13 protein-coding genes are annotated in these 12,315 nt (G+C 64.8%); 6 read left to right on the top strand and 7 right to left on the bottom strand.

The features are described 5' to 3' along the window. Positions 1 to 169: 169 nt before the first annotated feature. Positions 170 to 700 carry a hypothetical protein gene (locus tag AB0876_RS32105; RefSeq protein WP_526043988.1) on the top strand — a complete coding sequence of 177 codons (531 nt, stop codon included), beginning with the start codon at positions 170 to 172 and terminating at the stop codon, positions 698 to 700. Positions 701 to 710: 10 nt separating this feature from the next. Here AB0876_RS32105 and AB0876_RS32100 read toward each other — a convergent pair whose 3' ends face one another. From AB0876_RS32100 to AB0876_RS32070, 7 genes are all read right to left on the bottom strand, one after another. Beyond that, a complete protein-coding gene (locus tag AB0876_RS32100; RefSeq protein WP_526043987.1) occupies positions 711 to 965 on the bottom strand; it encodes a hypothetical protein in 255 nt (84 codons plus the stop codon). After that, entirely contained in the window at positions 962 to 1,468 is a 507-nt protein-coding gene (locus tag AB0876_RS32095) for a hypothetical protein (RefSeq protein WP_526043986.1), read from the bottom strand. Before AB0876_RS32095 ends, AB0876_RS32100 begins: the two co-directional genes overlap by 4 nt. Before the next feature lie 208 nt (positions 1,469 to 1,676). Continuing rightward, on the bottom strand, positions 1,677 to 2,012 hold the full coding sequence (locus AB0876_RS32090; protein WP_526043985.1) for a hypothetical protein: 336 nt from the start codon (positions 2,010 to 2,012) through the stop codon (positions 1,677 to 1,679). A 57-nt stretch (positions 2,013 to 2,069) separates the two neighbouring features. Further along, positions 2,070 to 3,110 (bottom strand): hypothetical protein, encoded by a 1,041-nt coding sequence (locus AB0876_RS32085; RefSeq protein WP_526043984.1) that lies wholly within the window; start codon positions 3,108 to 3,110, stop codon positions 2,070 to 2,072. Between the two features lie 114 nt (positions 3,111 to 3,224). Further along, on the bottom strand, positions 3,225 to 3,464 hold the full coding sequence (locus AB0876_RS32080) for a hypothetical protein (RefSeq protein ID WP_526043983.1): 240 nt from the start codon (positions 3,462 to 3,464) through the stop codon (positions 3,225 to 3,227). Then, on the bottom strand, positions 3,457 to 4,329 hold the full coding sequence (locus AB0876_RS32075; RefSeq protein WP_526043982.1) for a ParA family protein: 873 nt from the start codon (positions 4,327 to 4,329) through the stop codon (positions 3,457 to 3,459). Before AB0876_RS32075 ends, AB0876_RS32080 begins: the two co-directional genes overlap by 8 nt. Before the next feature lie 165 nt (positions 4,330 to 4,494). Next, positions 4,495 to 6,186: a ParB/RepB/Spo0J family partition protein gene (locus tag AB0876_RS32070; RefSeq protein WP_526043981.1), complete on the bottom strand. Its 1,692-nt coding sequence runs from the start codon at positions 6,184 to 6,186 to the stop codon at positions 4,495 to 4,497. 522 nt (positions 6,187 to 6,708) lie between these two features. Between AB0876_RS32070 and AB0876_RS32065 the strand changes: the two genes are divergently transcribed. Genes AB0876_RS32065 through mycP form a run of 5 tightly spaced genes read left to right on the top strand, consistent with a single transcriptional unit; the run spans position 6,709 to position 12,282 of the window. Then, positions 6,709 to 7,002 (top strand): hypothetical protein, encoded by a 294-nt coding sequence (locus AB0876_RS32065; protein WP_526043980.1) that lies wholly within the window; start codon positions 6,709 to 6,711, stop codon positions 7,000 to 7,002. Further along, positions 6,983 to 7,825: an ESX secretion-associated protein EspG gene (locus AB0876_RS32060; protein ID WP_526043979.1), complete on the top strand. Its 843-nt coding sequence runs from the start codon at positions 6,983 to 6,985 to the stop codon at positions 7,823 to 7,825. Before AB0876_RS32065 ends, AB0876_RS32060 begins: the two co-directional genes overlap by 20 nt. A 25-nt stretch (positions 7,826 to 7,850) precedes the next feature. After that, a complete protein-coding gene (locus AB0876_RS32055) occupies positions 7,851 to 9,482 on the top strand; it encodes a MinD/ParA family ATP-binding protein (protein WP_526043978.1) in 1,632 nt (543 codons plus the stop codon). A gap of 2 nt (positions 9,483 to 9,484) precedes the next feature. Next, the gene (eccD, locus tag AB0876_RS32050; protein WP_526043977.1) at positions 9,485 to 10,903 is read left to right on the top strand and encodes a type VII secretion integral membrane protein EccD; all 1,419 of its coding nucleotides are present in this window, start codon (positions 9,485 to 9,487) and stop codon (positions 10,901 to 10,903) included. Further along, complete coding sequence (gene mycP, locus AB0876_RS32045) at positions 10,903 to 12,282, top strand: type VII secretion-associated serine protease mycosin (protein ID WP_526043976.1); 1,380 nt, start codon at positions 10,903 to 10,905, stop codon at positions 12,280 to 12,282. The genes eccD and mycP overlap by 1 nt, the downstream gene beginning before the upstream one ends. The last annotated feature ends 33 nt before the right edge of the window (positions 12,283 to 12,315 follow it).

Raw genomic sequence — 12,315 nt, 5'->3', positions numbered from 1 at the left:
TTTTGTCCACATAGCCAGGCAGTGCGCTGTGGACGCCACTTCCTCCGAGTGACGCTGGCCCAGTCGTGGCAGTTTCCGTGACCCCCAGGAGCTGGAAGACGTCTCGCGCAGATTCGTACGATCCGCTGTCGTTCATGCTCTTTTCCCCTCGTGCTACACGGATTTCGATATGAGCGACGCTATCGGACACCTCGGACACGCACAAGTGATTGTTGTACGTGGCCACAACAATCACTTGTGGATCATCATCGCGTTACCGCGCGCCAGGCTTACGTCCGGCGGCGCCTGGTGCGAACATTTGTTCGATTACACTGGTGAAGTGCGCCCTACTGATGGTGGGCACGCCTGTGTGCAGCTGGGATGGTGCGAAATGTTTGAGGATTGGCCAGTGCGGATGCAGCCGGCCCCGAGGCGGCTGGTCGACCCTCCCCAGGCCGTTCTCGTGGATCTCAGCCTTCTCATCAACAATCCCGACGACCGGTTTCGCCGCGACTGCGTGCCAATGCACATCAAGATGGAAGGCCTCGAATTCTTGGCCCAGGTGCCTGGGCTGCTGCACGCGTGGGCACGGACCACCCGCGGCGGCTGGCTTGCGTTGGTGAGTTGCGACGTGCCGACGGGCAACCAGGCCGGCAAGCTCCCGATCCGGCAGTGGTGCCCAGCGCGGGCCGTGGCCCCGCACCCGCGGCATGGGGATTGAGCGCGGTCGTCTACCAGTACCAGGCACGGTGGGTCAAATCACGGAACTCGTTCTCGCTCATGCCTTCTGGCGCGACCACGCCAAAAGCAACCAATCCGTCCTCACCGTGGGTGATGATGCAGCCAGCGTCGGCGAAGACGGTGAGCGCGTGGTGGTAGCGGAATCTTTTGCCTGCGCCCATCTCGCCGGCGATCGCGGCGTGTGGTGATGTCGCTGAGCCGATGTCGAAGGGTACGTGTCGGCGACCGGATGGCGTGTCAGTCACTGGTTGTTCTCTTCTCCAGTTGCAGCCGGAATCGATCTCGGAGAGTCGAATTCGTGCAGTGGATCCAGACTGTTAGCGGGGGCACCGAGATCGATGGCATCGGGGTTCGTGGGCAGGTCGTTCACGAACGAGGCCCATTCACCACCGTCACCGGGGGCACGTCGCACAGCCTCGATCGGCGCTGTGCGACGGTGGCGTAGGCGAGCCCAGAAGCCGACTGAGCCGAGCAGGCCGACGACCCCGAATGCGGTGACGATGGAGATGAAGATGACCACGACGCTGTTGCCGATTGTGGTGCTGCCGATCGGTTCGGTGCACAAGCGGTACACGGTCAGTGCGACGTTGGTCAGCGCGAGTAGGCCAGCGCCCACCCACAGGGCCTCTGTCGCGATGAGCCGGCGTCGCCGGCGGCTGGGGCTGGTGGCTGTCGTCGACCACACGAGGCAGACCGCGCCGGCCAGCAGCATCCCCACTTGCGCGAAGATCATGGCTTGTTCTGGCATGCCCCAAGTCTCCCCTCCGGGTCGGACATTTTGATCGATCACTTCCCTGGCGGCCTAGGCCCTTGAGTCGATCAGATCTTGCAGCGCCTCTTGGTTCGGGGGTAGGTGCGGATCTCGACTTCAGCTCCGGTGTCGTGGTGCAAGTACCCCTTCCACGATCCCTGGAGACTCACGATTTCAAGCGCCGCCCTCTCCCCCGCTTGAGCGTTCATTTGTCGTCGGTGCCGTTGTCCATGGCGGCGTCGAGTGCTTCCCAGCCGCTGTCGGACAGTCGGCCTTTGCCGTTTCCTGCGGCGAGCATGGCGGCTGCGATGTCGGCGAGTGTGTCGCGGGTGGCGCTGAATTCGTAGTCGAGGTTGGGTTCTGCGATGCGGACGCGCTTGGGCAGGTTTCCGGAGAGGATGCCTTGGACGATGGTCACGAGTGTGGGTTCGCCGCCGAGCAATCCGCCGGCGAGGCCGCCGGGCTGGGTCGGTAAGGGTGCGGCCTTCGTGCTGTAGGTGACGGCACCGCGAGTGGTGCTGAGGGTGATGTTGGTGGCCATGGCGCGGTGGGGATCTCCTGGGGGCTGCGGTGGTGCGGTGGTGGCGCGGGTGGTGCGCTATGGCGCACTGAGGAGTAGTCCGTTGGTCGTGGCGGTGAGGCTGTGGTGCAGTGCGCCCAGCCGTGTCGTGAGGTTGGTGTTGAGGTCGGCCAGTTCGCTGGTGACCTCGTGGATATCGCCGGTCTGCAGGGTGTTGCCGGCGGCGTCGACGTGCAGTTGGTGCACCGCGGTGTCGGTGATGCGGTGGCTGCTTTGGTGTAGTGCGGTGATCTCGGCGAAGACTGCGTCGATCGGTGCGAGTTGGGTTCGGTAGTCCTGCAGTTGGCGCACCAGGTTGACCAGGGTGTTCCAGGCTGCGGTGGCGGCGTCGGTGATTTCGGCGTTGCGGCGGGCGACGACGTCGTCGGGTGCGGCTGTCGGTGGTGGTACGAGGTTGGCGCGGGCGCGCCAGATTCGGTGCGCGCGTAGGTAGATGTCGTCGAGGGTCGCGGTGAGATCGATGCGGACGCGGTGGACGTCGAAGAGGTCGCTGTTCCATGCGGCGCTGGATCTGATCTCGCGGCCGAGCAGGTGGGCGACGGCGACCAGGTGGGGTTCGCGCCAGACGAGGGCGGCGGCTCCGGGCTGCATGCGCCACAGCCATCGCTTGTGCCATTCGCGGCGCAGCGTTTCGGCGCTGGCGTATCGGTCGAGTTCTTCTGGGACGGCCGGCCAGTCGAGTGCGGCTGCGTCGAGGGTGGCCACTTCGTCGGCGGTGTAGACCCATGTCGGCGAGGGGCGGTGGAGCCAGCGCAGGCGGTCGCCGATCCGGGCGAGCAGTGGGCGTGGGGCTGTCAGGTTCTCGGAGTGGGCGATGTTGGATAGGTCGTCGCCGTGCTCGGCTGCTTTGCGTTGCAGGTCGATCGGCAGTGCGCTGGCGTCGACGGCATTCGATCGCGGCAGGGCGTTCATGATCTCGCTGGCGGTGTAGGCGTGGGTCAGTGGTGCTCGCACTGCGTCGTCGATCGGTGGGTGCAGCGGCACGCTGCTGTTGCGTACGTAGTCGTCGATGTCGGGCTGCTCACTGTGTGATTCGTGCTCGTGACGCTGCGCAGCCAAATCGGTTCCCTTTCGACGGTTTTGCACAGGTCCACTATGGGCTCTGAATGCGACACCACGGCCAAGTTCTTCCCGCGCTCCCGAACGCTGTTGGGCACGCGATCTGGTGTGTTCTTACCGTCGGCCAGGATCGAGGGGGGCGGTATCGGGAAAGATCTCTTGGCCACCGTTGTAGTCCCGCGCGATGACCGATAACTGGGCCATGAACGCTTCCCTGACGAACTGGGCAAAGGTGTAGGGCCGCCCGGTGACCTTTCGCACGATGCGTACGGCCGCGCGGGCCCGCTGATGGAGGTCTCTGGGAATGTTGACCTTGCTGACCGGGCTCCCTCCGGACGTATCAGCGTCAGACATTGACGGTTGCAGGGAACATGCCGAGCTCCTTCGACATGTGCGCGATGACCTTGTCGTAGTCGCTATTCACGTCCTTTGCGCGATGCCCGTAGAGCGGGACCGGCAGATAGTTCGTGTAAGCCTCATCGACGATCGTGCGGCGCCGCACCTGTGGGGTGACCTTGTCGCCGAATCCCTCGCGCAGGAACTTGACCTGCTCGGGGTAGAGATCACCGCTGCCCGGCACCCCGCAGGGCACGATGGCCTGCAAGCGAATATCGATCCGGAACGTCTTCTTGATCGCTGTCAGCTCTTTCAGCAGCTGCTGAATGCCCTCTGATTCCTTTCCTGACGGCTTTGTGCAGGTGATCAGGCCCCAGGTGCCGGCCGGCCCGTCTTCGTCGATCGAGGTGGCGATCAGCGCGGCGGTGACGAGGGAACTGTTGGATCCCGGGCCATCGATCAGGGTGACGTCGACCGGATCGGCGTCTTCCAATGCGTCGCGCAGACGCATCACTCCCCCGGTCAGCGCCGACAGTTCCACCATGACCTTGTCCAGGGTTGCTCGGGCCGCAGGCACAACGGTGAGATTGTCGATCAGGTATTCCGGATCATCGCTGTACTCGGGCTCGCCGTCGTCGCTGTAGCCCTGGATGATGCGGGCAGGTCGTTCGACGTCGTTGATGGTCGCTTCCCGGCGCAATACGTTGGCGGTGGTGCCGTTCTCGATGTTCGGGTAGCCCAACCAGGTGGAAGCGTTGGCCTGCGGGTCCATGTCAATGACCCGTACGCGCAGGCCCGAGGCGGCAAGTTTGACTCCCATGGTGACGACGGTGGTGGTTTTTCCCACGCTGCCGGACAAGTTTGCGAAGGCGAAAGTGGCCATGAGATCGGTCTCTCCTATCGGTGCGAGTGTTAGTGGTCGGTGATGCAGGCTGCATCACCGGGCCGGACGGTTGCGGTGATGCAGGCTGCATCACGCGTGGCTGATGGTTCTGCGTGATGCAGGCTGCATCATGCGCGGTGGGTGTGGTCGGTGATGCAGGCTGCATCACCGGGCGACGGTGTTGAGTTGTTCGCGTTCCCAGGCGGTGGGTTGATAGCCGACCCGGTCGATGAGCAGTTCCACGTGGGCGACTGCGTCGTCGTCCCACGCCTTGTCCTTGAGTTCGGCGGTGTGCAGTTCGGCTGCAGCGACCGCTCGGTGGTAGGCGCTGGCGTTGCGGGCCTTCTCCCCCGCGCCGTCGGCGTGTGCATCCCAGTCCTTCAGGAGTGCGTTGACGGCGGAAGTTTGACTGCGCGCGGCCACGCCGGACAGGTACTGCCGGACCAGAATCTTGAGCAGGTCGGCGTTGGACGGCTGATGAGCGATCAGTTCGGCGCAGGATTCCCGACGCCGCTCCTGGGCCGCCGCGGCTGCGGCCGCCTCGACTCGCTTCTGTTCGGCGATCGCCTCCGCTTCGGCGTCCTGGCCCGACACCGCGGGTTCGTCCGACTCCGCGGGTTCGATGGTGGTGTCGTCGTCGGACTCCCCTGTCGCAGCTTGCGCCGGCCCGGTGGGCGCAACGGGCGCAGTGGGCGATGCGGTTGGTGGTGTGGGGTGATCGGGAACGTCGCCCGACACGGGAGCGGCGTCGTTGGGGGCTGCGGAGCGGCGGTACAAGTCGAGGCGGCCGGTGTTGGGGTTGATGGCTCCGACGACATCGGCGGCGGAGGTGAATTCGTCGCGGCGGATCCTGTGGTCGGTGTAGTGGTCGCCGAACTCTTTGTGCGGATCGTTGATGAGGTCGATTCCCAAGTTGGCCGACTCAACGCGGGCCTCCCGCTCGGCGATCACCCGTTCTGTGGCACGGGACACGGACCACGGCGTCTCCCCAAGGACGAGTCTCAGCGCGGAGTTCTGCTCGGCCTTGCGTTGATCGGTGTCCTGCTCAGGTTTGAAGGTCTTCTGCCAAGGCCGCCGCGGACCGTAGGGAAGTCCGTCTTTGCCGACGAGGGTTGCCGCTTCGTAGGCAGGCAGCGCACCGGACTCGACCGCTGCGCGCGCTTCCGGTGTGAGCAGTTTCAGTGCCAGGCGACGCTGAACGGTGGACTGGTCGACTCCGAGGCGTTCGGCGATGCCACGTTGGGGGAGCCCCATCTCGTAGTAGCGCGCGTAGAGGTCGCATTCGGCGATTTCTGAGAGTTGCTTGCGGCCAAGGTTTTCCAGCGCCATGGCATCGATGTCGCCGTCGTTTTCCATGGTGGCGTCGTCGACGATGGCGGGCACGGTCTCGCAACCGGCCTCTAATGCTGCGATGCGGCGGCGGTGACCGTAGACCACGACGTAGTGGGCATCCGGCGAAATCTCCTCGGCCGCAGCAGGTCTGGCGGCGGCGAAGGCCTCCCTACGGACCAGGAGCAGTGGCAAGCGGACGCCGTTGGCCTTGACGCCGTTGAGGAGTTCTTCCCATTCGGGGTCGTCGGGCTGCGGCTGGGAACGAGTTGGGTCGTTGAACGGGTGCGGTGCGGTCTCCGATACCCGGATCCGCACGAGTCGGTGCGCGTCGTCGGCGGCGACTGCGGACATTCCGCCGATGAGGCCGCTGCCGTTGGTTTCGGTGTCGGCCCCGTCGGAGCCGCCAGTAGGGGAGAGGTCGACGTCGGCGGCGGCGTCGCCTCCGGCGAGTTTGGCGAAGCGGTTGGCGGTCTTGTTGCCGGCAGGTCTGGTGGGGCGGCGGACTCGGGTCTTTGTTCCTGTCACGGGGTGACTCCTTCCTAAATACCGGTATTAGGTTATTGGGGGTACGAGGGCGGTTCAAGCACTGGTGTGCGCGTGTCGTGGATTGATTCCGGTGATGCAGGCTGCATCACCCGGTGGAGAACTCCGGACGTCGGCGCGCCTTCTTGCGTCACGTGACGTTTGGGGGAGTGGGGGATTGCATGGTCACCCCGAGAGCTGATGACACTCGCGACGGCTATCCCGGTGGCGCCATTCTGACAGGACTTGTGGACACGAGCCAGACTTCGCCGGTGTGTCACGCAGAATCCAGCACGTACCGGTTGAGCATTACCGCATATGCACCGCATATGTGTGTATGCGCGATGCGCATACACACATATGGTCGTTGGTAGGCATGTCTGCGTTTGATAGGTGGGTGGCTGCTATGACTGCTGGATGCATGGGCATCTATCGATCAGATGCCCATGCTTATTCGCTCGGTATCGGATACCCGGGTACGCGATCTATTTGTCGTGTCCAGACTTTGTGCTCTACTGCGGGCACGTGGGCGTCGACCCAGGAAGGGAAGGGGTGAAAGCCACGATGGCAAACGAGGATTCAGAATCCGAGAGCGCTGGCGGCGCCCTCGTCCGCGAGCTGTCCCAAAACATGCTCGAAACGGACAAGAAAGAAGCCACGACGCTCCGCCTCAAACGGTCGACGATACGCCGGCTCAGAGAGCAGGAGAGACGGTGGAACACCTCGATGTCGCTGATTACCGAGCGGGCGCTGGCACCTGTCCTGGTCGAGCTTGAAGCGGCTAAGCCGCCAAAAAAGGATGACGACGACGATGACTAGGTTTGAAGCTGTCGAGGTCACGGCACATCAGGCATGGTTTCTGGCGGACTACCTCAACGCTGGCGCCTTCCCTTGGAAGCTGGCTGTGACCGCCCCCTACTTCGATCCCGCCGAGCATGAGCAGTTCTACGAGAAGTCGATTGCTGAGCTCACCGAATCCGGTGTCATCGACACCTCGCTGACCGTCAAACCCGCTGCGGCACATTCGATCCGCACCATCTGCCGAGCGTCCCAGTGGTTGGAGTGGCTGACCATTGTCGATGCCGATCAGATCCTTCGCGGCGTGCTGGCCAGGGCATCGGATTCATCGGCGGTCGTCGCGCTGCGATACGCGCAGATGATTACGTTCACACCTTTGAACCTGACCCACAGCGAGGCTGTGGTTCCGATCATCACAGCGGGCCTGCCCACCGATGCGCACCCCGCACAGTTCAACGAGTTCGAGCTGCCCATCGACGTTGGCAAATCGATCGATGCACGTATCGGCCGTGGCGCCGACATCGTCGAGACGTTGACCGACCTGGGCATACCGGAACGGGAGGCCGACATCATGGAGATCGCTCGCACCGGCGATCGCATCACTGTGGAACTTACGGCGCATCAAGCCACCAACGGTGCCCGGCATCAGACAGATGTCAGCGTCAACATCATCAGTACCGAGGCCGGCGTGATCCTCGTCAGCCCGATGCCAGGCAAGCCCCGCGACGGCGGCGTTTCCGTTTTCGCACCAGGTGAGCCATTTGCCATCGCTATGGCGGTGCGCGATCTGACCAGCCGATTACCCGCTGGCCCTTGGTTTCCCGAAGAGAACTTCGATATCTGACACTTAACTTGAACGGACGTGAACGATGAGCACACCTCCTGATTTCTTCAACTCAGACAACAACGATCCACAGCGCCGGGATGACGCCTCGCCAGCGGGGGAGTCCGATCGCGACCAGTCGCCGGCAGCGGACACCGGGCCGCAGCACCGGGTGACACAGCGCCCGGTGGGGGAGCGGCCGCAGCCGCCGCAGCCGCCGCAGGCTCCCCGATGGCAGGCTGCCCCGCACCAGAGCGGGCCTATCCCGGTGCCGCGGCCTGCACCGCCGCAGATGCCGCCGCCGTACCAGCCCTTCGCGGGCCAGGCGTCCCAGCCCGGCGTGCAGCAGCCCAACAACGTCGACCCGCGCACCGGACAGCATCACCGGCCGGACGTACTGCTATCCGGACGAGCACAGCAGGACCACAGCCAACCACCCGCGGCGCCCGCGTCTCAGCCTGACCAGACCGGTCCGGCCACACCGCTACCACCGCTGGTCGATAACGGCGCCACCCCTGCCCAGCGCAGCGTTCGCCCGCCTCGTGGCAACGAGCCTGGCGAATACGACGAGCGGACCTCGGTGATCACTCCCGAGCAAATCGCAGAGGCACAGGAACTGGCTGGGTTCTTCACCGAGTCGGCCGATTCCGGCTCTGTACCTCAGGTGCCCGGACCGGTCTTCAGCGGGCCGATGGGCGGGGAGCCGTTCGTTCCTGCCGGTTACAGCAACGCAATCGCCACGCCGGATCAGTCGGCTCCCACTCGGCGTATCGACCCCACCGGTTGGCGTAAAGCGGTGCAGGTAATGACCTTCGGGCTCATCAAGCCCGGACCGAGCGCCAAGCAGATCCAACTCGAGGAGCTCATCCGCAGGATTCGCGCGTCCTTGACCGATGTTTTTGTTGTAGCGTTCGTCAGCTCCAAAGGGGGAGTGGGCAAGACGACGGTAGCGGTCGCCGTCGGCAACGCGATCGCCCGCCAACGCGGCGACCGGGTGATCGTCGCTGACGTCGATATCGACCTGGGTAACCTGTCGGCTCGATTCTTCGAGAACGGCGGCCCGCAGGCCAACATCGAGCAGTTCGCAGCGCAGCCCAAGAACGGCAGCTACTCGAACGTCCGCAGGTTCACCGTGCAGAACGATGACCGCCTGGAAATGCTGTCCTCGCAAAACGATCCGACGTCGTCGTACCGACTCAGCAGTTCCGACTTCGAGTCAACGATGCGGATCCTGCGGGGGCACTACAACGTGGTGCTGCTGGACTGCGGCACCTCGATCACCTCACCGCTGTTCACCACGATCGCCAACCAGGTGGACTGCCTGGTGGTCGTCGCGTCGCAGGATGCGCCGGGCTTCAACGGTGCGTCGCGGACGCTGCAGTGGCTGGCCAGCCATGGTCTGGGCCGGCTGCTGCCACGCACCGTGGTTGCCCTCAACCGCACCGGGGCCCAGAAGCCCAAGGTCGACGTCGAGGATGCCGCTGCCCAGTTCCGGGAACGTACTGAGCACGTTCTGACCGTTCCGTTCGATGACCACCTCAGCGAGGGCGGAGCGATCGAGTACTCGCGGATGGGCAAGAAAACGCAGAAAGCTGTGGACGAGTTGGCCGGAGCGGTCGCCCGCTACTACCCGACACGGCAAGCGCCGCAGCGCGCTGAGGAGATGGGGGGTTACTGACGATGGATCCTGCTGTTGCCACCAGGCAAGTACGCGTCAAGATCATCGGCGATACGGCCGGCGCCGACATCGCCTTGCCGACGAATCTGCCGATCCGCGAGTTGATCCCGCGGATCATCAAGACTCTGGATTCCGGCCGAGACGACGACGAGCTGCTGCCCACCGATACCCACAACGGTGCAGAGTTGCGTCCATATTCACTTGCGCCGCCGGGGTCTACGCCGTTCAGCTTGGATGCGACCTTGGAGACTCTGGCCATCGACGACGGTGAGTTGCTGTTGTTGCGTCAGTTGCCGCCTGGGCCCACCGCGCCTCCGGTTGTGGAGGACATCGCCGATGCCTCGGCGATCCACTCAGCCAGCCAGTTCAAGCCGTTCACCCATGCGCTGCTGCCCAACGTGGCCCAGATCGTGGTCCTGGGCCTGGGCGCATTAGTCTGCGGGCTGGCGCTGACGGCCTGGCACGATCACCACCAGTGGTGGGCTGCGGGGGCGCTGGGTGTGCTGACCCTGCTCTACATCGCTGGTACCGCCGTCTTGACTCGCCGCGGACACACGACCGCGGCTGCCCGCATGGGGGTGGTCACCACCGTGCCGCTCGCGCTGGCGTTGGCCGCGTCGCTGCCCGGTGACGGTGCCGCACCCCGGGTGTTCCTGGTGGCTGCGGGGCTGGTGGCGTGGTCGTTGCTGATGCTTACGCTTACCAGCACCTATGTGTCCACCTACACCGCCATCATCACCGTGGCCGCGGCCGTGGCGGTGGCGGCAGCGGTACGTATCTCGGCGCATCTGCCGTATCTGACCCTGGGGTGCGGTCTGGTCGCGATCTCGCTGCTGGTGGCTCTCACTGCGCCGACGGCGTCGGCGGTGTGGGCTCGCTATCCGTTGCCCAATGTGCCTGCTCCTGACGAAACCACCCCGGCGCCTTTGGCTTTGGCCGAGATCGAGGCCCTGCCCCGCAAGGCCGCGACGTCCAACGCCTATCAGAGCGGCCTCATCGCTGCCTCGGTCGTCCTGGCGGTGATCGGCTCTGTGCTGGTGGTGTGGCTTCCGGCGGCCCCGTCGCTGTTGGCGTGGTGGCTGGTGATCGCCACCGTCACCGTCACTCTGTTGCGGATGCGGATCTGGGATTCAGCCGCACCGGCCTTGTGGTTTTTGGCCACGCCGTTTCTCACTGCCGCGGCGTTGTCCGTTGCGTTCACGCTCACCGGTCATCTGGTGGCCGCGGTCTACGCTGCGGCTGCTGTGGCCGGGTTGACGGTGCTGTTGCTGCTCGTCACCGTTCTCAAGCCGCGGCCATTGACCATCCCGCAGCGCCGCTACCTCGATTTTTTCGAGAACACGCTGCTGGCCACGATCGTGCCGGCGATGTTGGTGCTGATCGGCCTGGTCGGCCTCATCCGCAATCGGGGGGCGCTGTGATGATCCGTCAGTTGGGCGCGATGACGGCTGCGGCGGCGCTACTGGTTGTGTGCAGCCCACCTCCGGCGGCCTCCGCGCTGGAACGTCCGGTTGCGGATCCGGCCGCTCTACCCGAGCCTGGGCCGCCATCACCGGGCACGGAACTGCGCTTTAGTGGCGAGTGCGCGTTCTTTGGGGCCATGCAGGGATTCGATCCGGCCGCCGTGCCGCCCAGTCAGGCGATGCTCAACCTGCCTGAGGCGTGGAAAACCTCGCGGGGTAGGGGAGTGGCGGTCGCGGTCATCGACTCTGGAGTGAGCCCGCAGCCGCGGCTACCTAACCTCACTGGCGGCGGGGACTACATCGATCCCTCCGCGAACGGCTTGACTGACTGCGACGGGCACGGGACTGCGGTCGCGGGCATCATCGGCGGTCAGCCAGGGCCGGACGGATTCTCCGGTGTGGCACCGGAAGCCGCGATCGTTTCGATCCGGCAGAGTTCGGCGCAGTGGAGACCCAAGCAGCCCTCCGGCGGTGATCCACAGACGGTGGAGACGGCCGGTGATGTGGCTACGCTGGCCCGCGCGGTCCGTCATGCCGCGGACATGCCGGGTGTGCGGGTGATCAACATTTCCATCACCGACTGCATCGCCCAGTACAAGCAAGTTGATCAGGCTGCGCTCGGCGCCGCGCTGCGCTATGCCGCGATCGACAAGGACCAGGTGATCGTGGCCGCGGCCGGTAACACCGGCGAGCACAACTGCGAGAGCAATCCTTTGACTGATCCGAACCGGCCCGAGGATCCCCGTAACTGGGCTGGCGCGACCACCATCTCCACCCCCTCCTATTGGCAGCCCTACGTCTTGTCGGTGGGCTCACTGACTCCTGAGGGGCAGCCGTCTGGCTTCACGATGGCCGGTCCCTGGGTGGGCCTCGCCGCGCCGGGCGAGCAGATCGTCTCGCTGGGCAACGCGCAGAATTCCGGATTGATCAACGGGCTTCCTTCCACCAAACAACCGCTGGTGCCGATTAACGGAACCAGTTTCGCAGCCGCCTATGTGGCCGGCGTGGCCGCTCTGGTGCGCTCGGAATTTCCTGACCTCACCGCACGGCAGATCGTGAACCGAGTGGTGTCCTCAGCCCATAACGCGGCGCGCTCTCCGTCAAACCTGGTGGGCGCCGGCGTGATTGATCCGGTGGCCGCGCTGACTTGGGATATCCCTGAGGGGGAGGCCAAGCCTGCCAATGCGCCCGTGGTGCGTGTCGACCCGCCGGCACCACCCCCACCCGACAACCGGCTTCCCCGCCTGATCGCTTTCGGTGGCGGCATCCTTGCCGTCGTCGCCGTGATCGTGACCGTGACGTTGATTGGAATGCGCCGTGGCAACAACACCCATTAGCCAACGCACCCGTTTCATTCCTGCCGCCCCGAG

Source organism: Mycobacterium sp. NPDC049093 (assembly GCF_040704635.1).
Classification (GTDB): domain Bacteria; phylum Actinomycetota; class Actinomycetes; order Mycobacteriales; family Mycobacteriaceae; genus Mycobacterium.
This window is presented reverse-complemented; position numbering and strand designations above follow the sequence as displayed.